This is a genomic window from Kribbella sp. NPDC049174, assembly GCF_043197365.1.
Classification (GTDB): Bacteria; Actinomycetota; Actinomycetes; order Propionibacteriales; family Kribbellaceae; genus Kribbella.
Window position 1 is genome coordinate 269,113 of the sequence record NZ_JBICSZ010000007.1, and the last position, 26,249, is coordinate 295,361.

Annotated in this window: 20 protein-coding genes; 10 read left to right on the plus strand and 10 right to left on the minus strand. The window is 68.7% G+C overall.

Annotation, left to right across the window (positions count from 1 at the left end; translation table 11 throughout):
* The first annotated feature begins 28 nt into the window (after positions 1 to 28).
* Positions 29 to 1,597: a PLP-dependent aminotransferase family protein gene (locus ACGFIF_RS31050; protein ID WP_393159397.1), complete on the plus strand. Its 1,569-nt coding sequence runs from the start codon at positions 29 to 31 to the stop codon at positions 1,595 to 1,597.
* A 95-nt stretch (positions 1,598 to 1,692) separates the two neighbouring features.
* On the plus strand, positions 1,693 to 3,144 hold the full coding sequence (locus ACGFIF_RS31055; protein WP_393159398.1) for a DUF2252 domain-containing protein: 1,452 nt from the start codon (positions 1,693 to 1,695) through the stop codon (positions 3,142 to 3,144).
* A 12-nt stretch (positions 3,145 to 3,156) separates the two neighbouring features.
* Here the strand turns inward: ACGFIF_RS31055 and ACGFIF_RS31060 are convergent, their stop codons facing one another.
* The 4 genes from ACGFIF_RS31060 to ACGFIF_RS31075 form a co-directional block, all read right to left on the minus strand.
* On the minus strand, positions 3,157 to 3,501 hold the full coding sequence (locus ACGFIF_RS31060) for a carboxymuconolactone decarboxylase family protein (protein WP_393159399.1): 345 nt from the start codon (positions 3,499 to 3,501) through the stop codon (positions 3,157 to 3,159).
* Between the two features lie 45 nt (positions 3,502 to 3,546).
* On the minus strand, positions 3,547 to 3,846 hold the full coding sequence (locus ACGFIF_RS31065) for a hypothetical protein (RefSeq protein ID WP_393159400.1): 300 nt from the start codon (positions 3,844 to 3,846) through the stop codon (positions 3,547 to 3,549).
* Between the two features lie 91 nt (positions 3,847 to 3,937).
* Complete coding sequence (locus ACGFIF_RS31070; RefSeq protein WP_393159401.1) at positions 3,938 to 5,662, minus strand: SulP family inorganic anion transporter; 1,725 nt, start codon at positions 5,660 to 5,662, stop codon at positions 3,938 to 3,940.
* 64 nt (positions 5,663 to 5,726) lie between these two features.
* The gene (locus tag ACGFIF_RS31075) at positions 5,727 to 6,662 is read right to left on the minus strand and encodes an HAD family hydrolase (protein WP_393159404.1); all 936 of its coding nucleotides are present in this window, start codon (positions 6,660 to 6,662) and stop codon (positions 5,727 to 5,729) included.
* A 232-nt stretch (positions 6,663 to 6,894) separates the two neighbouring features.
* Here ACGFIF_RS31075 and ACGFIF_RS31080 point away from each other — a divergent pair, with 232 nt between their 5' ends.
* Entirely contained in the window at positions 6,895 to 9,252 is a 2,358-nt protein-coding gene (locus tag ACGFIF_RS31080) for an arylsulfatase (protein ID WP_393159406.1), read from the plus strand.
* 46 nt (positions 9,253 to 9,298) lie between these two features.
* Here the strand turns inward: ACGFIF_RS31080 and ACGFIF_RS31085 are convergent, their stop codons facing one another.
* The 3 genes from ACGFIF_RS31085 to ACGFIF_RS31095 are packed head-to-tail and all read right to left on the minus strand — an operon-like array spanning position 9,299 to position 12,014.
* Positions 9,299 to 10,405 (minus strand): SulP family inorganic anion transporter, encoded by a 1,107-nt coding sequence (locus ACGFIF_RS31085; protein WP_393159408.1) that lies wholly within the window; start codon positions 10,403 to 10,405, stop codon positions 9,299 to 9,301.
* A complete protein-coding gene (locus tag ACGFIF_RS31090) occupies positions 10,372 to 10,614 on the minus strand; it encodes a SulP family inorganic anion transporter (protein ID WP_393159409.1) in 243 nt (80 codons plus the stop codon). The genes ACGFIF_RS31085 and ACGFIF_RS31090 overlap by 34 nt, the downstream gene beginning before the upstream one ends.
* Positions 10,611 to 12,014 carry a chloride channel protein gene (locus ACGFIF_RS31095; protein WP_393159411.1) on the minus strand — a complete coding sequence of 468 codons (1,404 nt, stop codon included), beginning with the start codon at positions 12,012 to 12,014 and terminating at the stop codon, positions 10,611 to 10,613. The genes ACGFIF_RS31090 and ACGFIF_RS31095 overlap by 4 nt, the downstream gene beginning before the upstream one ends.
* 344 nt (positions 12,015 to 12,358) lie before the next feature.
* On the opposite strand from ACGFIF_RS31095, the gene ACGFIF_RS31100 reads away from it, so the two are divergent.
* From ACGFIF_RS31100 to ACGFIF_RS31110, 3 genes are read left to right on the plus strand one after another with little or no spacing between them, the layout of a single operon-like run.
* A complete protein-coding gene (locus ACGFIF_RS31100; protein ID WP_393159412.1) occupies positions 12,359 to 13,828 on the plus strand; it encodes a DUF2252 domain-containing protein in 1,470 nt (489 codons plus the stop codon).
* A gap of 52 nt (positions 13,829 to 13,880) precedes the next feature.
* Positions 13,881 to 14,702: an MIP/aquaporin family protein gene (locus tag ACGFIF_RS31105; RefSeq protein ID WP_393159414.1), complete on the plus strand. Its 822-nt coding sequence runs from the start codon at positions 13,881 to 13,883 to the stop codon at positions 14,700 to 14,702.
* A gap of 53 nt (positions 14,703 to 14,755) precedes the next feature.
* Positions 14,756 to 15,412: a hypothetical protein gene (locus tag ACGFIF_RS31110; protein ID WP_393159416.1), complete on the plus strand. Its 657-nt coding sequence runs from the start codon at positions 14,756 to 14,758 to the stop codon at positions 15,410 to 15,412.
* Between the two features lie 102 nt (positions 15,413 to 15,514).
* On the opposite strand, the gene ACGFIF_RS31115 is transcribed toward ACGFIF_RS31110, so the two are convergent.
* On the minus strand, positions 15,515 to 16,150 hold the full coding sequence (locus tag ACGFIF_RS31115; RefSeq protein ID WP_393159417.1) for a TetR/AcrR family transcriptional regulator: 636 nt from the start codon (positions 16,148 to 16,150) through the stop codon (positions 15,515 to 15,517).
* A gap of 87 nt (positions 16,151 to 16,237) precedes the next feature.
* Between ACGFIF_RS31115 and ACGFIF_RS31120 the strand changes: the two genes are divergently transcribed.
* Together ACGFIF_RS31120 and ACGFIF_RS31125 are read left to right on the plus strand one after the other, a co-directional pair.
* Complete coding sequence (locus ACGFIF_RS31120; protein WP_393159418.1) at positions 16,238 to 17,722, plus strand: MFS transporter; 1,485 nt, start codon at positions 16,238 to 16,240, stop codon at positions 17,720 to 17,722.
* Positions 17,723 to 17,835: 113 nt separating this feature from the next.
* The gene (locus ACGFIF_RS31125; RefSeq protein ID WP_393159420.1) at positions 17,836 to 18,882 is read left to right on the plus strand and encodes a homoserine dehydrogenase; all 1,047 of its coding nucleotides are present in this window, start codon (positions 17,836 to 17,838) and stop codon (positions 18,880 to 18,882) included.
* Positions 18,883 to 18,993: 111 nt separating this feature from the next.
* Here the strand turns inward: ACGFIF_RS31125 and ACGFIF_RS31130 are convergent, their stop codons facing one another.
* Positions 18,994 to 19,884, minus strand: coding sequence for a LysR family transcriptional regulator (locus ACGFIF_RS31130; RefSeq protein WP_393159422.1), 891 nt, complete (start codon positions 19,882 to 19,884; stop codon positions 18,994 to 18,996).
* 83 nt (positions 19,885 to 19,967) lie between these two features.
* On the opposite strand from ACGFIF_RS31130, the gene ACGFIF_RS31135 reads away from it, so the two are divergent.
* A complete protein-coding gene (locus ACGFIF_RS31135) occupies positions 19,968 to 21,200 on the plus strand; it encodes an MFS transporter (RefSeq protein WP_393159424.1) in 1,233 nt (410 codons plus the stop codon).
* The gene (locus ACGFIF_RS31140; protein ID WP_393159426.1) at positions 21,197 to 21,619 is read left to right on the plus strand and encodes a PPOX class F420-dependent oxidoreductase; all 423 of its coding nucleotides are present in this window, start codon (positions 21,197 to 21,199) and stop codon (positions 21,617 to 21,619) included. The genes ACGFIF_RS31135 and ACGFIF_RS31140 overlap by 4 nt, the downstream gene beginning before the upstream one ends.
* A 243-nt stretch (positions 21,620 to 21,862) precedes the next feature.
* On the opposite strand, the gene ACGFIF_RS31145 is transcribed toward ACGFIF_RS31140, so the two are convergent.
* Positions 21,863 to 26,137, minus strand: a complete 4,275-nt coding sequence (locus tag ACGFIF_RS31145; RefSeq protein WP_393159427.1) for a BTAD domain-containing putative transcriptional regulator — start codon at positions 26,135 to 26,137, stop codon at positions 21,863 to 21,865.
* Between the last annotated feature and the right edge of the window lie 112 nt (positions 26,138 to 26,249).

Genomic DNA, 26,249 nt, shown 5'->3' on the forward strand with positions numbered 1-26,249 from the left:
CGGGCCGCTTGCCTGCGAGGATGCGGGGATGGATCTGCATCTGCATCTGGGGGAGGAGGGCGGACTGGCCGAGCAGATCTACGCACAGCTGCACGAGCGAATCAGCACCGGTGCCTTGCCCGCTGGAACGGTGCTGCCGTCCTCCCGGGAGCTCGCCGCGCGGCTGTCGGTGTCGAGGGCAACGGTGGTCGCGGCGTACGAGCGGCTCGCCGCGCACGGGTTGATCCGCTCCCGCGCCGGGATCGGAACGGTTGTCACTGGGGAACGCACCCCCGCGCCGGCCGCATCCCCGCTGCGGCCACGGGCAACTGCGCACCCGCACAGAGGTCAACTACGCCGACCCGGGGGCTCGGCCCGGCTGCGTACTGCGCTTGCGCATCATCTGGTCGTGAGTCGCGGTCTCCGAATTGCGCCGGAGCAGTTGGTGATCACGACGGGTGCCCAGCAGGCGTTCGACATCGTTGCGCGCATTCTGCTCGAACCAGGCGACACGGTGGCTGTCGAGGACCCCGGTTACCTGCCGGCCTACCGTGGATTCCTCGCGCACGGAGCCCGTGTCGTCGGGGTGCCCGTCGACAGCGAGGGCCTGGTTGTCGACCGGATTCCGGCCGGGACACGGATGGTGTACGTGACACCGTCGCACCAGTTCCCGCTCGGCATGCCGATGTCCGAGTCACGCCGTACCGCGCTGCTCGCCTGGGCCGACCGGCACGACGCGGCGATCGTCGAGGACGACTACGACTCGGAGTTCCGCTTCACCGGGCGTCCGCTCACGCCGCTGCAGGCGACCGACCGCGAGGGGCGCGTCCTGTATGTCGGGTCCTTCTCCAAGACGCTGCTGCCGGCGCTGCGGGTCGGATTCCTGGGCGTCCCGGCAACGCTGGCTGAAGCCGCGCGCCGCGCGAAGTTCGTCGCCGACTACGGCACCACCGGCCACGTACAGGCCGCGCTCGCCGCCTTCATCGAGGACGGCGACCTGGCTCACCACATCCGGCGGATGCGACGCTCGTACGAACGTCGGCACGACCTGCTGATCGGCACCCTGCGCGAACACTTCGCCGGCGTCCTCGAGCCGATCGAGTCCAGCGGAGGAACGCACATGGCCGCCCTGCTCACCCCCGGACAACCGCAGGACACGGTCCTCGCCGCGCGCTCTCACGAAGGGCGTGAACCTCGCGACGACCTCGCGCTGGGGGACACCTACCACAGGAGGCCCGATGAGATCTCTGCGCGTCGCCGCGTTCGCCATCGCCGGTGCCGGCGTCCTCGCCGGCTCGTCCCTGGCCAACGCGGCTGCCCGCCCCCGACCCAGGTCTGCGTGGTCGGCCTCACCTGGCTATCGCGCGGTCAGCGGCACGATCACCCTCACATTCACCCTCACGTTCAAGGACGGTTCGACGCTCACGGCGCTCGAGACCGCCATCGGCAACGTCGACACCACCACCACCGGCCTCGGCCACGCCGGCGGCACCCAGGAGTTCACCGGCGGCACCGGCCGCTACGAGGGCGCGCCGGCTTCACCTACCTCAGTCAGCACTTCGAGGCCGACCACTTCGTCACCCGGATCCAGGGCGAGGTCTGCCGCGCAAGGAGCTAGCCTCCGGATGGCGCACCGGCTCGCCGCGGCTCGGCCCGGCCAATCATCCAGGCGGGGTGATGTGGTGCCCGGCCGGGCACGGCAGCCTTCGAGCCATGGCCACGAAGGTGATTGAGCATCCGGACATCGAAGAACGACGGGCCGAGGGCAAGGAGGCCCGGAGGCGTACGCCGCCGTCGAGCCACGCCGGGTGGCACCCTGTCGCGGACCGTGCGGATCCGGTCACGCTGCTCGACGAGCAGAACAAGACCCGCGAGCCAGATCTCGTCCCGGTGCGCCACGGCCGGATGATGGTCTCGCCGTTCACCTTCTACCGGGGCTCGGCGAAGATCATGGCCGCGGATCTGAAGGACACCCCGACCGCGGGTCTCACCGTCCAGTTGTGCGGTGATGCGCACCTGTCGAACTTCGGCGTCTTCGGCTCGCCCGAACGGCGCCTCCTGTTCGACCTGAACGACTTCGACGAGACGCTTCCCGGGCCGTTCGAGTACGACGTGCAACGCATGGCCGCGAGCTTCACGATCGCCGCCCGCAACAACGGCTTCTCCAACCCCGACACACTCGACGCGACGACCGCCTCGGTCGCCGCCTATCGCGAGGCGATGGCTGAGTTCGCCGAGATGCGGACGATGGAGATCTGGTACGCCCGGATGGACGAGGACGACCTCGCAGCGGCGGTCCGCGGCACTCTGGACCAGGTCGTTAAGGGCAAGCACGGGAAGAAGGACGCGAAGGCCGCCGTGAAGGCCGGGAAGTCGTTCGAGAAGAACCGGCAGAAAGCACATTCCCGGGACAGCCTGCAGGCACTCTCCAAGCTCGGCGAGGTCGTCGACGGACAGGCACGGATCGTCAGCCAGCCGCCGTTCGTGGTTCCGATCCGCGACTTGGCAGCCATCTACGGTTTGTCCGGGGACGAGACCGACGAGGCGATCCGGGCCCAGTTCAGGGCGTACCGGGCGACTCTCAGTGATGACCACCGCCAACTGCTCGAGCGGTTCCGGCTCGTGGACGCCGCCCGCAAGGTCGTCGGCGTCGGCAGCGTGGGCACCCGGGCGTTCATCGCCCTGCTCCAGGGACGAGACGCCGGCGACGTGCTTTTCCTGCAGGTCAAGGAAGCCACCAACTCTGTGCTCGAGGCTCACCTGCCCAAGAGCACCTACAAGCAACACGGCGAGCGCGTCGTACGGGGACAGCGAATGATGCAGGCCGCCAGCGACATCTTCCTCGGCTGGACCGTCGGCCATGACAAGCGCCGCAACTTCTACTGGCGTCAGTTGCGGGACATGAAAGGCTCGGCGCTGGTCGAGACGATGCCACCGGTAGCGCTCACGCTCTACGCCCGTCTGTGCGGGTGGACGCTGGCACGGGCGCACGCGCGCTCCGGAGACCCGGTCGCCATCTCCCGGTACCTGGGAAACAACGACAAGTTCGACCGGTCGATCACCGACTTCTCGGTGCAGTACGCGAACCAGAACGAACAGGACTACGAGGCCTTCGTGAAGGCCATCCGATCGGGGCGGTTGGAAGCCGCCGAGGACATCGGCTGAACGGGCCTCCGATCACGTACCGCCGCCGCGTTCCTCATCCAGTTCCGCCATCGCCACCTCGATAGCGACACCGATCGCCGTCACGATGCGTCCTGTCGCCGCGGCGACCCGCGAGGTTCCGACAATAGGTGCGATCGCGGCGAGAACGCCGCGAACGGCCTCGGCATCGAGGCCCAGCTCGGCATCGGCGGCCAGGTTCAGGGCGTAGGACGCGGCCGGTGCATCGCTGGCCACCAGGGCGGCGAGCCGGACGAGCGCGATGGACTGTACGTCGAGGCTCGACGTGGCCACCGAGTCGACGGTCATGCGCTCCAGGAGGTCGAGAACGGGTGTGTCCGTGGGGCTGAGATCAGACATGGTTTCTCCTCAAAAGTCTGCTGTGAACGGCTTGCGGGCCCCTCATCAGCGCTGAACAGTGGACGGGTAGCCCGGCGCCTGCCGACGCTGCGTCCAGGAAGCGGCCCAGTGGGCGATGTCGAGGACGCCGGCCAGGACGATCCAGAACCAGTCCAGCCCGCTCAGGCCTCCGGTCCGCCAGAGGATCACGTACATGAGGGTCGCGAAGGGCAGGAAGATCAGCCCGAGTAGCGGCCAGATCCACGAGTCGAAAGCGGCTTCCACCAACTTGGGCCGCGCCACCCAGACGATGAACAGGGCGAAGCGCGGAAAGATACCGGCGAACAGCGCGAACAGACACCCCATGGATCGCTCCCCTCGTAGGCGTTCTGCCCCGACCATGCCCTGGCAGCGGTAGCCCCTGCCTCATCCCTGGCAGGTGACTCTCGAACCGTCGTCACGTCTTCTCCTTCGGGGAGTGCCAGTTCGCGCCTGTCTGCCGCCGGTACTCCGCGACCGCCTCGTCGAGCGTGGGGAGGAAGTGCGCCGGGTCGATCGTGCGGGTGAGCTCGTACCGCTCGATCTTCTGGCGGACCGGATCCTTCATCTCCGCGAAGACCAGGGACACACCGCGCGCGTTGAGCCAGGAGTCCAGCTCCTGCAGCATGTCGGAGGCGGTGGTGTCGACGTCGGTGATGGGCTCGGCGGCCACGATGATCCAGCGGAGGTCCGGGTGATCCTCGGCGATCTCCCGTACCGCGTCACCGAACATGCGCGCGTTGGCGAAGATCAGTGGCGCGTCGAAACGGTAGACGACCAGACCTGGCAGCAGTTCGGCGTCGGGGTAGCTCTCGGTGTCATGCAGTCCCGCGATCCCCTCCACCCGGCCAAGCTCGGCCCGGTGCGGCCACCAGGCGCGGCGGAAGACGTTGAGGATGGACAAGCCCACCGCGATGAGAATGCCGGGCAGCACACCCAGGAGGGCGACGCCGAGCAGCGCGATGATCGACAGTAAGAACTCGGTCCGGCGCTGGTGCCACAGGCGGCGCGTCCCGGGGATGTCGGCCAGCGACAGCGCTGCGGCGATGACGATCGCGCCCAAGGTCGGCTGCGGCACGTGCTGCATCAGGCCGGTGGCGAAGACCAGGACCACGGTGATCACCGCGGCGCCGACGACGCCCGTCACCTGGGACCGGGAGCCGGCCTGCTCGGCGACGGCGGTGCGGGACCCGCTGGTGCTGACCGGGAAACCCTGGAAGAATCCGGCCGCGACGTTCGCGGCACCGATGCCGATCATCTCCTGGTTGCCGCGGACCCGCTCTCCCTTGCGGGCGGCGAACGACGATGCCGTCGACATCGTGTCGGCGAGCGCGACGACCGCGATGGCGAGCGCCCCGAGGAACAGCGGCGCCACGTCGCTCCAGTTGATCGCCGGGACCTCGAAGGGCGGGAATCCCTGGGGGAGCACGCCGATCGTGTCGACGCCGTCCGACTCCAGGTCGAACGCGTTGACCGCGAGGGCGGCCAGCACCACGACGATCAGGACGCTCGGGAGCTTGGGCAGCAGCCGGTTCAGGAGCAGGATGCCGGCCAGCGATCCCACCCCGAGGACCGCGGCGGTCGCGTTGGCCTCGCCGTCCGCGAGCCCTGACAGGAAGGCGCCCGCCTCTTCGACCAGCCCGTCGGCATCGATCGAGAACCCGAACAACTTGCCCAACTGCCCGATCACGATGGTCAGCGCGAGCCCGTTCATGTAGCCGATCTGGGTCGGCTTCGACAGCAGGTCCGCCACGAACCCGAACCGGGCCAGCCCGGCGACGGTCATCACGACGCCGACCATGATCGCCAGCATCGAGGCGAGCGCGACGGCTCGAGCGGGGTCGCCGTTGGCGAGCATCAGTGGCGCGATCGTTGCCGCGATCATCGGTCCCAGGGACGAGTCGGGACCAAGGACCAGCACTCTGGACGGTCCGAAGACCGCGTAGCCGAGCAGGCACAGAATCGAGGTGTAGAGCCCGGTCACCGGCGGCAACCCGGCCAGCTGGGCGTACGCCATCCCCTGCGGCACCAGCAACGCCGACAGGACGAGGCCGGCCACGACATCCTTCGGCAACCAGGCCCGCTGGTACGACCTGGCCAGCGCCAGACCAGGTACGTACTCCTGCCACCAAGGCGGGCTCACGTCGGATCGGGCCCTACTGTCATGGAACCGGGCGATTGCCTGAGTCCGGGCACGTCGCTCCTCCTCAGGTCGGCCTAAAGATCGTTGCCCAGTCGTTCTTCATGCTCACGACGGTCCAGTCACTCGCGGCGGCTCGCTCGAGGGCTTGCTCTGCGCCGGATGTGTACTCGAACTCCCGCTCGCCGTCGTCGTGTAACACCAGCAGCCGCAGGAAGGGCTTGTCGCCATGCTGGGAGAAGTCGAGCATCGGGACGTCTCCGTTGGAGTTGCCCGCCGCCAGCACCGGCCGTCGTCCGGTCCGCGACCAGATCCGTACCGGCTTCTCCGGGCCGTCGTCGATGTAGTCGGCCGCGGCCGTTCGCATGATCGTGCCGCCGCGCCCGTCCGGCGCGTAGGTCAGCGCGGCAGTGCTGCCGATCACCCTCTCGCTCGGTACGGCGTACACCTCCTGGCTGATCGGTCGCATGAAGTCCCGGCCGCCGCCCGAGGCGATGTAGTTGGCGAAGCCGTTGTCCGCCAGGTAAGCGAGCAACTCGACCATCGGCGCATAGGCGCATTCGAGGTAGCCGCGACCGAGGGTGGGATGGCGAGCGGTGCGGAGGAACTCCTCTGCCTTGGCGGCGAAAGTCTCGACGCTGATTCCCCCGAACGCGGCGAGGATGCCGGCCCCCACCGTTCTGACATTCGTGTCATCGCCCGCATAGTGCTCGGCCATCACCGCGCCGAACCAGCCGTAGTCCTGCGCGTACGCGGCCTTCCATGGCTGGCGCTCCCGCAGTTCGGGATCCGCAGCCGCCATCTCGACGAGGCGACGCAGAATGAAGTCGAGCTGGATCGGCATCGGCTTCTCGCACCACAGGGTGCCGTCGTTGTCGAAGACCGCCACTCGGTCCGCCATCGGCACCCCGGGTGCGGAGCCTTCGCCGCGGGCCTGTCGCACGAAGGCGACGATGTCGTCCTTGCTCTGGCCGTCGTTCCAACTCGGCAACGGATCAGACATTCCCGGATCTCCCCTCCGCACGTCGTGTCAAGGATCGCGTCAACCCCGTCCGTCGCACCTCATCCGCCGCGCATGAGCCCCCCGGGAACACCGGAACCGTCCGGGTCTCACGGTCCGTTGGTCATCCGCTGAGGGGGAGGCGCGGCGGGGTCGCGTTGACCAGCCTGTGGTGAAACAGCCCGGTGGAGCCATGCCGTGCCCCGGGGGGCCGTAAACCCAAGGGGAGTCGATCATGGGCAGCACGTTCAGGGGCGTTATCAACACCGACATCCGTGACTCGGTGCCGGACTGGTCGCCGTTCGAGCCGCCGAAGGCACCCGAGGGAGCGCCGAGCGTGGTGTACATCGTGCTCGACGACGTGGGCTTCTCGGCCATGGGTTGCTACGGCGGTCCGATCGCGACGCCGAACATCGAACGGATCTCCGGCGCCGGCGTGCGGTACACGCAGTGGCACACCACGGCGCTGTGCTCGCCGACGCGCTCCTGCTTGCTGACCGGCCGCAACCACACCCGTAACGGGATGGCGTGCATCACCGAGTGCGCCAGCGGGTTCCCCAACGCCAACGGGGTGATCCCGCCCGAGAACGGTCAGGTCCAGGAGATCCTCGGTGCCCAGGGCTGGAACACGTACATGGTCGGCAAGTGGCACCTGTGCCCGGAGTCGGAGATGAACCTGGCCTCCTCGCGGCGCAACTGGCCGAGCGGCCGGGGGTTCGAACGGTGGTACGGGTTCCTCGGGGCCGAGACGAACCAGTGGTATCCCGACCTGGTCTACGACAACCACCCCGTCGACCCGCCACGGTCCCCCGAGGAGGGCTATCACCTGTCCGAGGACATCACCGACAAGGCGCTGGAGTTCATCAAGGACGCCAAGGTGATGGCCCCGGAGAAGCCGTTCTTCCTGTACTACGCGCCGGGCGCCTGCCACGCTCCCCACCACGCGCCCAAGGAATGGATCGATCGCTTCAAGGGACAGTTCGACATGGGCTACGAGGTCCTGCGCGAGCAGACCCTCGCACGTCAGAAGGAGATGGGCATCGTCCCGCCTGACACGACGCTGCCGCCGCTGAATCCGATCGGGACGCCCGACACCCGCAGCGGCCCGGACGGCCAGCCCTACCCGGCCCTCGACTACACGCGACCGTGGGACTCGCTGTCGAGTGAGGAGCAGCGGCTGTTCAGCCGGATGGCCGAGGTGTACGCCGGCTTCCTGGCGCACGCCGACGCGCAGATCGGCCGCTTGCTGGACTACCTCGAGGACACCGGCCAGAGCGAGAACACGATGATCATCGTGGTCTCCGACAACGGCGCCAGTGGCGAGGGCGGCCCCAACGGGTCGGTCAACGAGAACAAGATCTGCAACGGGATCCCGGACGACCTCGAGGAGAATCTCGCCAAGATCGACGAGCTCGGCAGCCCGGCGACGTACAACCATTACCCCAACGGCTGGGCGATGGCGTTCAACACGCCGTTCAAGATGTGGAAACGCTACGAGTTCGAGGGCGGCACGTCGGACCCGTGCATCATCTCCTGGCCGCAGGGCATCAAGGCCAGGGGCGAACTCCGCGAGCAGTACCACCACGCCATCGACATCGTCCCGACAATCCTCGACGCGCTCGGCGTCGAGCCGCCCGAGACCATCGCCGGCCACCAGCAGAGCCACTTCGACGGCGTCAGCATGCGCTACAGCTTCGACAGCGCGCCGCTGCCCAGCGCACGTCAGACGCAGTTCTACTCGATGCTCGGCTCCCGCAGCATCTGGCACCAGGGCTGGAAGGCCGTCACCACCCACCCGACCATCAGCGGCTGGGACGCCTACGCCAAGGACACGTGGGAGCTCTACCACACCGACGTCGATCGCTCCGAGGTGCACGACCTTGCGGCCGAAGAACCCGAGCGTCTGGGCGAGCTGATCAACCTCTGGCATGCGGAGGCCGGCAGCAACGCCGCCTTCCCGCTTGACGACCGTTCCGCACTGGAGCTCCTCACGACGCCGCGGCCGCTGCTCTCGCCGCCGCGGAACCGCTACATCTACTACCCGGGCGTCGCCGACGTGCCGGAGTCCCAGGCGGTCAGCATCCGGAACCGCTCCTACGCGATCGCCGCGCGCGTCGACCTCCCTGCGCCCGGGGCTGAGGGCGTGTTGTTCGCGCATGGCTCGCGCTTCGGCGGCCACTCCCTCTACGTCAAGGACAACCGGCTGCACTACGTCTACAGCTTCGTCGGGAGCCTCGAGCAGAAGATCGTCGCGTCCGAGGAGGTGCCGACGGGGCAGGACGTCGTCCTGTCGGCCGCCTTCGAGAAGGATGGCGAGGACCCGCCCGGCGTCGCGGTCGGCACTCTGTCGCTCTACCACGGCGACGTCAAGGTCGGCGAGGGCCGCATCAAGACCCAGCCGGGCAAGTTCACGCTCGCCGGCGACGGCCTGTGCGTCGGACGCGACAGCAGCGACCCGGTGACCCAGGGCTACCCCGGCGAAGCGCCGTGGTTCTTCACCGGTGGGACGATCAATCGCGTGGTCATCGACGTCAGTGGCGAGCCCTACGTCGACCTGGAGCGCGAGGCCGTCGCGATGATGGCGCGGGAGTAGGGCGACACCCTGGCCGGCTGCTCCGGTGCTGAACGATCCGGGACCATCACAGCGGACTGCTGGGCGGCGTCGCCACTGGCGCCGTCCCCGGGTCGGCCCGATAGGCGCTGAAGGCCTCCTCGAGAGTCGGAAAGATGTTGTCCGCGCCGATCGCGTCCAGGGTCCCGTACGCCCGGAGCGTCGCCAGCAGTTGGGTATCCGGCCGGACCAGCACGAAGCGGGCGTTGTGCGCCCGGCTGTAGTTGACGAGGTTGGCCAGCGTCACCCCGGCCGAGTAGTCGATGTCATCGATCGCAGCGCAGTCCAGCGCGACCCAGCGGACGGGGACAGGAGCGGCGGAGACCACCGACTCGAGTTGGTCGGCGAAGCGGTTGGCGTTGGCGTAGAAGAGTTCCGCGTCGTAGCGGAAGACCACGAGCCCGGGCAGGCTCTGCGCGCCCGGCACTGCCGGCAGGTATGTCGGCTCGCCGGCCTGGTCCTGACCGATGACATAGTCGCCCGGTTTGTACTGCCGCCGGACGAGGTCGAGCAACGAGAGCACGACGGCGAGGATGATGCCCTGCTCGACGCCGACAGCGAAGACGGTGACCGTGGTGATCAGAGCCACCACGAACTCGTCCTTGCGTCGCCTCCACAGCCGCTTCAGGCCGGGCAGGTCGATCAGGCTGACGCCGATGAGGAAGACGATCCCGGCGAGCACCGCCGTGGGCATGTCCGCCAGCAGCCCGGTGAAGAAGAGCGTGAACAGCAGCACGACCGCCGCCATCGTCAGGTTGGCGAGCTGGGTGCGCCCCTTCTGCTCGTCGAGGATCTGCGTCTTGGTCGGGCTGCCGTTGACCACGAAGGTGCCGCTGAGGCCGGCCGCGAGGCTGGCGCCGCTGAGCCCCACGATGTCCCGGTTGATGTCGACCGAGTCTCCGTGCTTGAACGCGAAACCGCGGGAGGTGGCGGCGCTCTGGGCGACGATGAGCACGAAGCAGGACAGGGCGGTCGGCAGCACCTTTCCTACGTCCGACCAGGAGATGCCCGACGGCAGGCCGATCGGTGGGAATCCGCCCTGCACGGCGCCCACCACGGCCACGCCGTGCGTGTCCGCGGCGGCCAGAGCGGAGATGACGGTCAGCAGTACGACGGCGACGATGGCGCCCGGCACCACACGAGCAGCCGCGATGAGCCCAGCAGGGCGAAGATCAGCGTGGGGAAGATGACGGTGTACAGCCCGGTCACGATCGGCGTACCGGCGATGGACGTGTAGCCCATCACTTCGGGAATCGCCACCGCCGACAGCGTCAGACCGGCGATGATGTCGCGGGCCAGCCAGGTTCGCTGGTAGCCACGCAGCGGCTCGGGCATCAGATTCATGCCGTCCGCCCAGGCTCGATCGCCGGTGCGGGGTCGTGGGCCTGCCGCTGAGCCGGTTCCGGGAGCATATTGGTGATGACGAAGGCCACCGCTACCGCGACCACGACCTGAGGCGTCACCACAATGCCGTCCGTGCCGAGCAGCAGGGTGGCCAACAGCGTCGAGGTCAGCGGCAGCCGCAGCATCGCGGCACACATGGCTCCGATGCCCATGCCGATCGCCGGCGCGAGACTCATGCCGGGCAACCCGTTCGCGGCGATGCCCAGTACCGCACCGATGAACATGGCGGGGAAAACGGGTCCGCCGCGGAACGCGCTCAGTGAGAGCCCGTAGGCGATGGTCTTGCAGACGGCGAGCAGGATCAGTACGCCGAGTGAATAGTCCGCGGCGTTTTCGACCAGCCCGGGCAGAGCATCCTGGCCGGAGAACAACACCTGGGTGAAGCTGTTGTCAGAGATCAGTTGGTAGGCCATCGCGGTCAGGCCGATGACAAGGCCGAGCCCCGCTGTCACCAGCACCCGGTTCACGTGCACGACCGGACGCAGCGACAGCCCGATCCAGCGGATCACCCAGCCCAGCAGCGCCCCAGCCGCGCCCATGGCCAGAGCCCAGGCCATCGTGGCCACCGTCGGGTCCACCGCCGGCGGCACCGAGGGGAGGGCCAGCGAGAAGCTGCCGAGGCCCGTCCAGTTGTCCAGACCGACGAAGACCAGAGCGCCGACACCGGAGGCGAGCAGTCCGGGCAGCGCCACCAGGCTCAGCGTCGCACCCCCGATGCCGGCGGCCTCCATGATCAGGAACGCACCGAGGACGGGGGAGCCGAGCAGCGTGCTGATCGCCGCGAAGCTGCCGGCCGACGCCATGATCGTCAGCGCCATCGGTGGCGCGTCCTTCTTGATGAGATGCACGGTCAGCGCCGCAAGGCCACCGCCGATGGCGATGAGGGGAGCTTCGGGCCCGAGGACGGCGCCAAGACTGAGGGTGGTCAATGCGGCGAGGATGATGGCGGGGAGTTCGATGTCAGCCGTCGGACCTCCGCCGGCCTTGAACCCGAAGGCGGGTGAGTGACCCCCGTTGCCGGGCAGGTACCGGATGGTCAACCCGGTCAACGCTCCACAGAGCACCAACCAGGGCACCGGCCACCACGCGGGGACGCCGCCGGTGAAGATCGCCCGCGGAAGATCGTCGAACAAGGACTCCTGGATTTTGCCGACCAGAGCCAGGAAGCCGTACGCGACAGCCGAGATCGGAATACCGAGGACCGCGGCGAGCAGCAGCGCCACCAGATACGGCTTCGAACGGATGACCGCGGCCGGGTCCATCGCCAGTGGACCAGCCGACGGCGAAGAAGTCGGGCCCGCCGCGGGTGATCCGGTCGCAGGGCGTTGCGAGTCGGTCATCAACCGCCACCACCCAGGCGCGGAGGGAGCTCGAGCGAACAGGGCGCACCGATCGTCACGATGGACTCCTCTCAGACGCCTCCACCATCCGCGTGCGGCCCGGCGGTCGCATCGTCCAGGCCGGATGATCGACCCACTGCTATCTGGAAGGTCCGATCGCTCAAGCGTTTGCGCCCTCGCTCGAGCGTTTGCCGGCCCTTGGTCGGCCGAGAGCGAGTCGATCACTCGTCACCCGGCAGGGGTGATGCCGCGCTGCGTGCCCGATGCTCTGGTTGGTGGAAGAACTGCACGATTCGTTGGATCTGGCTCGGCGCGTCTCATCGGCGTAGGCGGACGGAGTGGCTATGACCGTGAAGACTGAGGGTCGCAGAGTGGCGAGCCCTGCCGCGCGGGCGTTCGGTAGAGAATCGAAGCGGGCCGGGACAGCCGGCCAGTTGAGCCGTGCGGACCGGGTCGCCCTGGGGAAGGACGCCCGGAGGGTCACTCCGCGGGAGTCGCACGCGGAGTTCCAGCCTGACGTGGCGCGGGATCCGGTCGGGCTGCTGCTGGAGCAGTCGAAGTCGCGGTTGCCGGAGCTGGTGCCGATCCGGCACGGGCGGATGCTGGTGTCGGCGTTCGCCTTCTATCGGGGCGCTGCGCTGCCGATGGCGGCTGACCTGGCCACGACGCCCACGTCGGGTCTGCAGGTGCAGTTGTGCGGAGATGCGCACCTGTCCAATTTCGGTGCGTTCGCCTCGCCGGAGCGGGAGCTGGTCTTCGACGTCAACGATTTCGACGAGACGCTGCCCGGCCCGTTCGAATGGGATGTCAAGCGGCTGGCGGCGAGCCTGGCGGTGGCGGGACGCGACAGCGGGTTCCATCGCAAACACCGCCGCAAGATCGTCCTCGCGGCGGTGAAGGGGTACCGGAAGGCGATGCGTGGGTTCGCGCAGCAGACGTTTCTGGAGGTGTGGTACGCGCACCTGGACCTCGAACAGGCCATCGGGCAGTTCCGGTCTCAGCTGAAGGCGAAGACGTTCACGGCTACGGAGAAGATGCTGGCCAAGGCCCACACCCGCGACAGCACCCAGGCGCTGCGCAAACTGACCACGATCGTCGAGGGCCGTCGTCGGATCATCAGTGACCCCCCGATGGTCGTCCCCGTCGAGGAGGTCTTCGCCAACGTGCAGGCCAGTGAAGTGTATGACCAGATCCGCGCGGTGCTGGGCAAGTACCGGCGCAGCCTGCAGTCCGACCGGCGGCACATGCTCGAGCGGTTCACGCTGGTCCAGGCGGCCCGCAAGGTCGTCGGCGTGGGCAGCGTCGGCACCCGCGCCTGGATCGTGCTGATGGACAGCGGAGACGGAGTCGAACCGGTGTTCCTGCAGGCCAAGGAGGCGCAGCCGTCGGTCCTGGCGGACTACTGCGGGCGCAGCCAATACACCAACCAGGGCGAGCGCGTGGTCGCCGGACAGCACCTGATGCAGGCCGAGAGCGACATCTTCCTCGGCTGGACCCACACGCCGGGCCCGGACGGAGTGGACCGCGACTATTACGTCCGCCAGCTCAAGGACTGGAAGTTCTCCCTCCCGATCGAGCAGGCGGCACCCGCGGGCATGGTGGTCTATGCCCGCGTGTGCGGATCGACCCTGGCCCGCGCTCACGCTCGCTCCGGCGACCGCGTCGCCTTGGCCGCCTACCTCGGCGGCTCGGACGCCTTCGACCAGGCAATCGCCGACTTCGCAGAAACCTACGCAGACCAGAACGAACGCGACTACGCCGCGCTCCAGAGCGCCGTCAAAGACGGCAGAGCCGAAGCGACCACCGACATCTGACACCGAAATCTCGGCGGTCCAGCCGGACGGCCGAGAAGAACAGGAATGCGCCATGGCAGACCCCGCCGTCGATCCCGATGCTGAGCACAGGGCGTCACTTGGGCGCCGGTACTTCATCCGGTTCGAGGAAGACACCCTGCGGCAACGGCCGTTGTGGATCCGGCTGATCATCGAGTTTCTGGGCACCTTCGTCCTGGTGACGGTGGCGGCCGGATCGGGTGTGATCAACCATTACGTGGGCAACGAACCGATCAGCAGGACCGCGGCGGTGATTGCGCCCGGGGCGGTGGTCATGGCCATGATCTACGCGTGGGGCCCGCTGTCAGGCCTCCACATCAACCCCGCTGTGACCTTCGCCTTTACCGCCCGGGGAGTGTTTCCCACCAAATGGGTGGTGCCGTACTGGGTGGTCCAGCTCGCCGGGGCCATCTGTGCCGCGCTGTTCCTGGAGCTGATGTTCGGCGACGTCAGCACGGGCGGGAACTACCCGATCGACACTCCCGGCGGGGAGTGGAGGTCGCTGGTGATGGAAACCGTCCTGACCGCGATCCTGGTCAGCATCATCCTCAACACTGCGACCGGGGCCCGCAGCATCGGCCACAACGCGGCGATCGCCGTCGGGTCGACGGTCGCGCTGCTCGGCTTGTTCGCCAGCCCGATCAGCGGCGCGTCCATGAACCCGGCCCGTACCCTCGGGCCCGACATCGTCGGCAACGACTACTCGGGCTGGTGGGTCTATATCGCCGGTCCATTGATCGGGGCCGCGATCGCCGTCGCGATCATCGGAGCCGTGCGCGGATTGCCCGACAAGGACGAGCGTGAGGCCGCTGAAGGCGGTGCCCTGCCGATGACTGGCACTCCCACCAGCCGCTGAGCAAAGAGCCCCACAGAGATCTGGCGTCCGGCCAGCGTCAGGAGCGTGTGTCGATGACCAGTGAACCGCCCGAGGGCCTGGCCGGCGAGGGAGTCCGCACCCTGGAGGTCCGCTGGATCTTCCCTGGCCGGCTGGAGACCGCGGTGACCGGATGGTTCGGGCGGTTCCCCACCGGGTTGGAGTCCCGCGAGGACAGCTACCTGCTGGATCCGCGGTTGCCTGGGCTGTCAGTGAAGGTTCGCGGGGGGAGGGCACTGGAGGTCAAGATGTACCACGGGAGCCCGGGAATCCTGGAGGTGGAGGGTCGCGCCCGCGGACGCCTGGAGTCCTGGCAGAAGCTGTCCTTTCCGGTCAGCCCGCCCTACCAGCACAGCGGCTCCCCGGCCGGCTGGCGGCCGGTACACAAAAGTCGACGCATCAGCCATTTCTCACTGGCCGGAGGACAGATCGTGGCGTGCGCCTCGGGGCTGGACCAGGAGCCGCAGTGCGACGTGGAGCTCACCGAGGTCAGCAGCATCGGCCAAGACTGGTGGACCCTGGGGTTCGAGGCGAGCGGTCCTGCCGATCTGCTCCGAAGCACACTCGAGGCCACCGCCCGGCTCGTGTTCGACCGCTCCCTGCCCGGTGGTGCGGAACCCGGTCTCGACGAGTCCAAGTCCTACCAGCAGTGGCTGTCCCAGCGGCCGGGCCCCAAGACCGAAGCCTGTTGACGTACACAGGTCGGCGTCGTCTCGCTCGTCCCAATGGACGTCGACCTCACCTCGTCGATGTCCGTATGGAAGGGCCTGGCGAGGTCCCGGTTGCCCCACCGGTCAGGCCCGCCAGCGGTCGGTCAGCTCTTCATTGCTAGGCGGCGGTCCCGGGAGTTCCGGATCGCCGCCCGGTTGTTCCCCGGGCCGATGCATCGCCTCCAGCATCAGGGTGAGGTACCGATGCCGGAGTTGGTTCGTCCGCGCCTCGTCGCCGAGCTTGATCGACGTGATCTGCTCCAGGATCACCCCGAAGTCCTCGACCACGATCCCCGGCCGGAGGTCCTCCTTCGTCCGCGCGTAGATGGCCTGGTTCAGCTCAGCCGCCCGGGCGGCGTCCTGCCACAGATCGGGCGTCGGGGTGAACGTTCCCGCCAGTCGCTGGGTCAGTGAGTTGGTGTCAGCGTCGACCAACGCGTGCAGGAACGCTCCGAAAGCGACCCATGGCTCACGGTCGTCGGCCAGGGCCTTCTCCGACTCCTCGATGTACCGGGCCAGACCGTCGCTGCAGAGCTTGCGGAGCAACTCCTCCTTGCTCGCGTACCGCCGGTAGAGCGCGCTGATACCGACACCGGCGCGCTCGGCCACCGCGGAGATCGGGGCGCCGGGATCGGCGATGAACACCGCCCGGGCGGCGGCCAGGATCACTTCGTCGTTGCGGGCCGCCTGCGCCTGCCGGCCACTCAAAGCTTTCGTCATATCCCCAAGATTACCACTTGAACGGAATGCTCCGTTCCGCTAGAGTTGGAACAGAACAGTTCGTTCCGTTTGAGCCTGGAGTCGATGATGACCGCAGTCGTAGAACTCCCCAGCAGCGCAGCAGCCGCCACCGTCGTCGAGGCCGCCTCGCAGCCCGTTCGCAAGCGCTGGTTCGCTTTCTCCGCGGTCATCACCGCGGCGGTGATGGACCTCCTCGACTCGACCGTGATGAACGTCGCCGCCCCCGCCATCCGCGCCGACCTCGGCGGCTCCTACGCGAGCCTTCAGTGGATGGCCGCCGGCTACACGATGGCCCTGGCCGTCCTGCTCCTCGTCGGCGGCCGCCTCGGTGACCTGGTCGGCCGGAAGCGGGCGCTGCTGATCGGCGTCGGCGGGTTCACCGTCACCTCGTTCCTGTGCGGCCTCGCGGTGTCGTCGGAGATGCTGATCGCCGCGCGTGTCGCCCAGGGCGCATTCGCCGCGATCATGTTGCCGCAGGGCTTCGGGCTGGCCCGGGACCTGTTCGAGCCGGGCGAGCGAGCCAAGGCGTTCGGGTTCTTCGGTCCGGTGATGGGTCTGTCGGCGGTGGTCGGCCCGATCGTCGGCGGCACGCTGCTCGACGCGGACCTGCTGGGCACCGGCTGGCGAGCGATCTTCCTGGTGAACATCCCGGTCGGCATCTTCACCTTCGTCGTCGCGGCCAAGTACCTGCCGAACGCCCAGCCCACCGGCCGCCGGATCTCGCTGGACATTCCCGGGCTGCTGATCGCCGGCGCCGGCCTGGTTGCCCTGGTCTACCCGCTGGTGCAGGGTCACGAGATCGGCTGGCCGCTGTGGTCGAAGGCGCTGCTGGTCGCCTCGGTACCGGTGCTCACCGGGTTCGGTGTCTACCAGTCCCGCCGGCAGCGCAGCGGCGCGACGCCGCTGATCGAGCCCGGGTTGCTGCGGAGCCGCTCGTACCTGTCCGGCGTGTTCTTCGCGGTCGTGTTCTTCGGTGCGATGGCCGGCACGTTCGTCTTGGGCATGTTCCTCCAGGTCGGCCTCGGCTACACCCCGATCCACGCCAGCCTGGCGATGGCGCCCTGGGCCTTCGGGGCGCTGATCGGCTCGGCGGTCTCCGGGATCGGGATGCAGAAGTACGGTCGCAAGCTGCTGCACATCGGCCTCGCGCTGATGGCGCTCGGACTGATCGGCCTGTACGGCGTGCTGGCGCTGACCGGCCTGAACGTCGGGCACTGGGACCTCGTCGCCCCCAACCTGATCGGCGGGGCCGGTATGGGCATGGTCTTCGTCCCGCTGTTCGACATCATCCTGAGCGGCGTCCGGGACGAGGAGGTCGGCTCGGCCACGGGCATGCTGGGCTCGCTCGAGCAGGTGGGTATCGCCCTCGGCATCGCGGTGATCGGGACCATCTTCATGGGCAAGGTCGCCCACGCCGCACCCGCGACCCGCGCACTGGCCGCACTCGAGGGCACCCAGACGGCGCTCCTCGCGACCATCGGCGGGATCGTCCTCGCCTTCGCGGCCGGCTTCCTGCTCCCCAAGACCGCCCGAGCCGGCACCGAGCACTGACTCAGGTGGTCCCCCCGGCAGCCAGAGAGGCGCCGCTCCATCCCTCGGAGCGGCGCCTCTCCGGCGCGGGAGATTGCTGGTGGACCTTCGGGTGCTGGGGCAAGCTCGCCGACGTGCAACCGTTGCGCGTCTGGCTGGTCGGTCACGGCACGGTGGGCCGATGGCTGGTCGACGCCCTGGACGCACATGCCGGCCGTCTGCACCGCCGGTACGGCGTCGAGGTGAGCGTGGTCGGCATCGCGAACGCCCGCGACGGCTTCGTGTACGACCAGAACGGCATCGACCTCCCGGCGGTGCGTGCACTGGCGTCCGCCGGTGGGTCGCTCACCGAGCTTTCCCGCGTACAGCACTGGCCGGTCGCACTCGACGGCCTGCGCGCCACCGAGGCTGACGTCCTGGTCGAGGTGTCGCAGAGCCCGGCCGCCGACGGCGAACCCGGCCTCGGCCATCTGCGCGAGGCGTTGGGTCGACGTATCCCGGCGGTGACCTCGAACAAGTGGCCGGTGGCGTTGCACGGTGTGGAGCTCGCTGAGCTCGCCCGGCGGCACGCGGTGCCGTTCCGCGCCGAGTCCACGGTGATGTCGGGTACTCCGGTGCTTAGCACTTTGACCGCCGGCCTCGCCGGTGCGGTCCCGATCGGGGTCCGCGGGCTGCTCAACGCCACCGCGAACGCGATCCTGACCCGGATGAGCGAAGGCGCGTCGTACCCGGACGCGCTCGCGGAGGCACAGGCCGCCGGTCTGGCCGAACGCGACCCGGCCGCGGACGTCGACGGCGCGGACACCGTCGCCAAACTGATGGTGCTGTCCGCGCTGGTGTTCGGCCGCCAGCTCCGCGCTGACCAGGTCGAGTGCCATGGGATCAGCGGCGTCACCCGCGCCGACATCGAACGGGCGACGGCCGCGGGGGCACGGATCAAACACGTCGCAGCGCTCGAGTTCGCCGAACCTGATGGCGGTGGCGAGGTCACCGCCCGGGTGCGACCGGAGCTGGTTGAGCTCGACGACCCGCTGGCGACGGCGGAGGGCACCACCAACGCGATCCGGGTCCGCGCCGATCCGGTCGGGTACGTGACGATCACCGGCCCGGGGGCGGGACCGCAGCTCGCCGGCCAAGGTGTGCTCAGTGATCTGCTCGCAGTGGCACGCGCCGTGCGGTGACAGGGACGACCTCCGGCACGCCCAGAGCGGCTGCTGGTAACGGCGCCGCGACGAGTGCGAACCTGCTCGCGAGCAACGCGAAACGGGGACAGAGCTGCAGGTTGACCGGTGTTACCCGGGTGCTCGGGTGAGGTCGGCCGCAACCTCGGTGGCGATCTCGATCGCCCGTACGGCCAGTGGGGACTGAGATCGGGTCGGCCAGTGGAGGTAGATCTCGCGGGCGGGCGCCGGCTGCAACTCGTGGATCGTGAGCCGGTCGTCGGACCAGGCGTCGGATCCGTGCAGGGCGAGCCACGGCAGCACGGCCCATCCCAACCCGGCTCGCACCATCGACAGGATCGTCTCGTTGCCTGGGGAGCGGAAGACGATCCGCGGTCGCGCACCGGCATCGGCGAGGGCCCGATCCATCCACTGCTGGTCGCAAGTCGCATGGCAGCCCACCATCGGTCTGCCATCGAGCAGCTCCAGTCGGACCGGGCCCCCGGCGAAGTCGCCCGGTCGGGCCACCAGCAGGTAGGGATCGTCGACCAGCTTGACGCGCTCCAGGTCGCCGTCGATCGGTCCGTCGAAGAACAGCAGGTCCAGGCCGCCGATCTGTGCATCCACCGGCACTTCGGAGAGCCTGATCTCGCAGCCGGGGTGCTCGTCACGGAGCCGGCGTACGACCGACGGCAGGATCACGTTCGACACGCTCTGGAACGTGCCTACGTCGATCCGGCCGTCGCCGGCCTTGAACCGCTCGACGGCATCGGCCAGCTCCTCCGCCTTCGCCAGCAGGTCGCGTCCCTGCTCGAGGACCACGGCGCCGAGCGGCGTGACCCGGACCGGCTTGGGACCGCCCGGCCGCTCGAACACCGGGCCTCCAACGGACCTCTCCAGCGCGGCGATCTGTTGACTGATCGTCGACTGCGTGTAGCCCAGCCGCACGGCGGCTCGCCCGAACGTCCCCTCCTCGACGATGGCGGCCATCGTCGTCAGATGCCGCAGTTCCACCTCGACCATGAGGCCCAGTATAGGCGTTAGCGATCGACTTGATCGGAAACAATCGCTTTTCACGATCGGAATGCGAATCTAGCGTCGGGACCATGACAACCCACGGGACACTGGCCCTCGAATCCCAACCGCCTCGGGCGCGGCTGCGGCCATCGAGGCTGGTCTGGGCGCTCACGGCGACGTACTTCGTGAGTCGCGCCGGCGGTGTGGCGCGGACGTTCCTGGTGCTCTATCTGACCCAGGAGCGGCAGCTCTCGCCGACGACGGCCGGGGCGGTGATCGCGGCGGTCGGCGTCGGAGATATCGGGTCGCAGCTGTTGGGCGGCTGGCTCGGCGACCGAATCGGCCGACGCCACACCATGTTGGTTGGGTTCTTGGGCACAGCCGTCGCGCTGGTCGCGCTCGGTTCGGCGGAAACGATGCCGGCGAGCTTTGCGGCGGCGATCGGTGTCGGGCTGATGGCGGAGCTGTTCCGCCCGGCGGGATCGGCTGCCGTGGCGGACCTGCCTGCGCAGGAGCGGGTCCGTGCCTTTGGTTTCCTCTTCTGGGTGGCCAACCTCGGCTTCACGGTCTCGACGGTGGCGGCTGGGGTGCTGGTCCAACAGGGGTACGGCATCCTGTTCTGGATCAATGCCGCGGCTTCGGTCCTCGCGGCGCTGATCGTATGGCGACACGTCCCCGAGACCCGTCCGCCGAGGCCGAAAGCGACCCGACGGGCACTGCTACCAGTCCTCCTGCGCGATCCGGTCATGCTCGCCATGGCGGCGATCCACGTCGTCTACTTCGCAACGTTCCTGCAGACGTTCTCGACGCTCCCGCTCATCATGGCCGGCGACGGCCACAGTTCAGGGACGTACGGCGCGGTGCTCGCCCTGAACGGGATCGTGATCGTCGTCGTCCAACCGATCGCCGTACGGCTGCTCGACGGGCGCGACCGAGCCTCGGTTCTGGCGGTCTCGATGCTGCTGGCCGGCGTCGGCGGCGGACTCGGCGCTGTCGTGCACAGCGCCGGCGGCCACGCCGGGGCGGTCTTCGTCTGGACCCTCGGCCAGATCGGCATTGCCGTCATGTTCGGCGCCACCTTCGCCGACCTCGCACCGGCCGACCTGCGCGGCCGATACATGGGCGTCGCCTCCACCACGTGGAGCCTCGGCGCCGTGCTGGGACCACTGCTCGGCACCGCACTACTCGACCACGCCGGCAGAACCGCGCTGTGGGCGGCCTGCTCGGCAGCCGGACTCGCGCTGTTCGCCGCCCAACATGCCGTCGCCCCGGCACTACGCCGCCGTACCCACACTATCGAAACGAAGGAGACACACCAATGACGACAATGACCGACAACGAATGGCGATCCTTCGTCACAGAAGGAACCAGGCTTGCCCACGTCGCCCTCGCCCGCCCCGACGGACGGCCCCACGTCACCCCGGTCTGCTTCATCCTCGACGGCGACGAACTCGCCTTCGCGCTGTCCCCCGGGAGTGTCAAAGGCAAGAGCCTGGCCCACGATCAGCGCATCGCACTCTGCATCAGCGACGACCGGCAGCCCTACAGCTTCGTCACCATCGAAGGAGAAGCCCAACTCTCAGCAGAGCCGGCCCACATCAGACACATCGGCACCCGCATCGCCACCCGCTACTACCCCTCCGCCCCCGCAGACGACGTCGCCGAATCATTCCTCCAGGAAGGCTTCACCGCAGTCCGGATCACCATCACCAACATCATCGCCCACTCCGGCCTCGGCTGAGTTGTCCTGGCAGGAGAAGTTTGCCGAAGAGGTCAAGACCAAGCTCCTGAACCACGTAGACGAGCAACTGTGTTGGTTAGCTCGCGCGGCAGGCTTCCCCTCACCCGGATGAGATAGCGGCTCATCCCGATCGGACCTGGAGCTGACCCGAGCACTGCACGGCTGCCCCTGTCCGAACGCGCCACGTAGCCGCGCAACGTGTCAGCCGATTTGGCTCGTAGCCGTTGGGAGGGACCCGGCCGGTCACGGGCAGGTCTTCTCATACGGACGATTGCCGAAAGCCTGCTTCCACTCCTGGTCGGTGAGGTTGCGACCGGCCATGCTGCAGGCGAAGTCCGTCAACCGATCGATGCGTGTGTCCCACCGGTATGCGTGTCCGTCGTACGCGGCGATGGTCACGATGTCGTTGCCCTGGGTGAAGGTCGGTGAGACGGAGGCCGGTTCACTGCCGGTTGCTGTCGTGACGGTGCCGAGGAGGTCGAGGGTGTGGGTGTCCCAGAGGCTCACGGTGCCATCCGACGCTCCCGTCACGATCCTCGTGCCGTCCGGCGAGAACCGGACGAACTCACCAATGCCGCCGTGGCCGGTCGTCGGTGCGCGCAGCTCGGCTCCGGCTGCCACATCGATGACCACGAGCTCGCCGCCGATCCCGGTGACGGCGATGTTGCGGCCGTCTGGTGAGAACGACGCGTCGAACAGGTTGAGGAGCACCTCGCCGTCTGCGACCACCTCGCCGGTCGCGACACGGACGACGCGCCATTGGGCCTTGGCGGCGTCCGGGGAGTGCTCGAACAGGACCATACGCTCCCCATCCGGCGACATCGCAGCGCAACAGTACTGGCCCGGCCAGTCATACCACTGGGTGTCCTCTCCGACATTGATGGGCGGGCCGCTGGGCCGCAGCCCGTGCGCGTCGAGCATGGTCGTCCGGCGGTCGATGTCGGTGACTGCGATGCGGTTCCCGCCCTCGACATACGCAATCGACTCGACTTCCTTCCCGACGACCTGGCGCCGCACGATCACCCGGTTCGTCACGGAGTCGATGATCGCGATGACGCCCGCCCGGTCGACGGCGGCGAAGTGCCGGCTGTCCGGATGCCAGGCAGCCAGGGACCTCACCGGATCGATGTCCAGTCGCACGGGTGCGCTGCGAGCGCCGGTGGCCGAGTCGGCGAAACTCATCCACGCGGTCGCGGCGTCGCTCCAGATATAGGCCGTTCGCCTGCCGTCTCTCGATGGGAGGACATGCGCGTACGTGCGCGTGGGCATCGGCTGGCTGCCCTGCAGGTACCGCTGCTGTCCGGACAGGTCGTAGGCCCGGATGATCCCATCGTCGCCGCCGGTGTACAGCGTCCGGCCGTCCGGACTGAAGTCGACCCCCCACAAGATCTCGAACGACTTGATCCGATGGCGGGGTCGGCCGGTGGCCACGTCCCAGACGATCGCCTCGCCGTCGTGCGAGACGGAGCCGAGCACCGTGCCGTCAGGGGAGAAGGCCAGTGCGCGCGGCTCGTCGATGTGGTCGGGCAGCAGCTTGACCGTCCTGCCTGTGCGCGCGTCGACAAGTCCGATCACGCTCGGGTCCGTGTAGTCCTTGTTGTGCAGTTGAAGAGCGATCAGCTTGCCGTCACGGGTGACGTCGATGCGCATGAAGCCGGTGAGGTCCGGGCGCCGCCAAAGCTGTGCCCCCGTGGCGACGTCGTACGCCGTGAGCGTCTGCATGCTGTACAGGATGCGGCCGTCCGGGCTGAGAGCGATGCCCTGAACCCAGATCGGAAGGTTCACTCTGCGAGGGAGGCGGTCGGTCGCCTTGAGGTCCCACACGAGGGCGAAGCTCGGAGCGGACCTCGGCACCGGATCGTTGTCGGTGCCTTCCCGGAATGAGGCCGCGAGGTACCGCGCATCGGCGCTGAACGCCAACCCATCGTGCGCGAGCTTCTTCGTGCTCGGGAACGCGAGCGGGGTCGACACCTCCTCCAGCGTCTCCGCGTCCAACAGTCGAAGGAGCGGCTTGTCAGGCGGTGGAGGCACCTGCGGCGGATAGACCACCGATGCGACGACGAACCTTCCGTCCGGGCTGAAGCGGGCGTCGCCGTACACCGGCGCCCCTTCCAGGTCCGGTCCAAGGACGACCGTCTTGAGCACGCGGCCGGTGTCGACGTCGTACACGTGGAACTGCGCGTCGTCGTCACCGGAGACGATCCGGCGCCCGTCAGGGGATACCGAAATACCTTCCACATCGTCGCCGCGGCCAGGAAACGACCGGACCAGCAGCGGGCGCCTGCTCACCGCCGCGAGCAGATTGGCGCGGGTCTCCGCGGAATCGTCCAGGCGCGCCCCGTGCGCCGCGAGCAGCAGCGAGTGGCTGATGCCTTCGGTGAGGAGTGCTCGCGTCCCGACCCGACGTGCGAGCTCGCTGGTTGCCGCACGCTGAGCCGCTGTCGCCTGCCGGTCGGCGCGTTCGGCCTGGTTGACGGCGACCAGGCCGGCGATGAGTGCGCCGACGAGGAGCACGGCTGCCGTGCTCAACGCGGCGCGAAGCCGTCGATTGACCCGGATCTGGCGCCGGGCGGTGTCCTCGGCGGCATGCAGCTCGGCCTCCGAGAGCCGCTTGCTCGCGGCGAGAAAGTCCTGCTCCGTGGCGGTCAGTGTGGGCTGACGGTTGTCCTGCCAGTCCAGGGCCTTGGCCAGGCGTACGCCGCGGTACAGCTCGCTGTCCGGGCGGTCGAGACCGTCCCATGAGTCGGCGGCGACCGCCAAGTGGTGCAGGACGCGTTGGCCTTCGAGATCGTCGTCGAGCCAGCCGCGCAGCCGGGGCCAGGCCCGGGCGAGTGACTCGTGGGCGAGCTCGACCGCTCCGTCGTCGCTGGTCACCAGCCGAGCGTCGACCAGCAGGTCGATCATCGCATCGTTCGCAGGGCTGGTGACGAGCAGGCGCCGGGGCAGTCGGCTACGAACCGGCTCGCCTTCTGGGCCGGGCGTCACCAGACGCAGCAACAGGTCGCGCAACACCGAGCGCTGCTCGGCCGGGACCCGCTCGTAGGCCCGTTCGGCCGACTGCGCCACGGCACCACGGATCCCGCCCGTGTCGCGGTAGCCGGCGACGGTGAGGGTGCGGCCCTCGCGGCGCTGCCAGGTCTCGGCCAAGGCGTGCGACATCAGCGGTAGCGCGCCGGGTTGGTCGGCGACCTCGGTGACCAGCAGGTCGACCAGTCCCGGCTCGACCACGAGCGAAGCCAGCCGGGCCGGTTCCTCGATCGCGGCCCGCAGGTCCGGTTCGGTCATGGCTGCCAGCACGTACATCCCGTCGGCCACCACGCGTGCGAACCCCGGGTGAGACGAGATGTCGGCCATCCGATCCGCGCGGAACGACACGATCAGTGGCGCGACGGCAGTGTGTGCCGTCAGCGCGGTCAGGAACGTCTCGCGCTCGGACGGGTCCTGGCACAGCGAGAAGACCTCCTCGCACTGATCGACCAGCAGTGCCGGCGGTGAGCCCCGGCCGGGCATCACGGTGGCAAGCGTGGCGACCGGGTGCACGCCGGGCGTCATCACGACGACGGTCCTCCCGTCGCGCCGCAGCGCGGCGGCGACACCGGCGCGCACCAGCGACGACTTGCCGCACCCGGACGGGCCGACCACCGCCAGCACCGAGGTGTCGGCGAGCTTCCGCAGGCAGGCCGCGACGTCGGTGTCCCGGCCGAAGAACTCGTCTGCGTCGTCCACGTCGTACGGCTGCAGACCCCGGTACGGGCAGACCGGGCTCGGCTCCGGTAACGCACTCGCCACCACCAGCGAGGGGTCTTGATGCAGGATCGCCTGCTCCAGCACGTCGATCTCGGTCCCCGGATCGAGGCCGAGCTCACGACTCAGCACGTCGCGCAGCCGACGCAACGTCCGCAGCGCCTCGGCCTGCCGGCCGGACTGGTACTGCGCCGTGGCCAGCAGGATCCACCGCCGTTCCCGCAGCGGCGCCTCCGCCACCAACGTCCGCGCCTTGGCCAGCACCCTGTCGTGCTGACCAGACCGCAGCGCCGAATCGACGTACAGCTCCTCCGCGGTCTCGCGCAGCTCGGTCAACCGGGCCGCCTCGATCCGCCCGGGATCCCACCCCTCCAGCTCGATCAGTGGCCGGCCGCGCCACAACGTCAGCGCATCGGCGAGCACCAACGCGGCCCGCTCCGGGTCGTCGGCGGCCAGCAACTCACCGGCGCGGCCGACCGCGCGCTCGAAGCGTTGCGCGTCGATGTCATCGAGCGGCACGGCGAGCCGGTAGCCCAGCGGTGTGGTGTCGATCGTGTGGCTGCCGAGCAGCTTGCGGAGCCGGACCACGCAACCCTGCACGACCTTGGACCAGGTCGCCGGTGGCTGGTCGTCCCAGAGTGCGTCGGCGAGTACCTCCGCGCTGACCACCTCTCCTGGGTGTACGGCGAGAGCGGCGAGCACGACGCGATCACGTCGTCCGAGAACTGCTTCTTCCCCCTCGATCGTGAGCGGGCCGAGAACGGCGATACCCACATCTCGACTCTCGACCTGTCACCACACGTGGTCAAGGGCCGCGTTACCGCGGTGATACCGCCGTTTGTCGCCGTGTTACCGCTGCGCGCGACAAAGGGATCACCGACCGTCA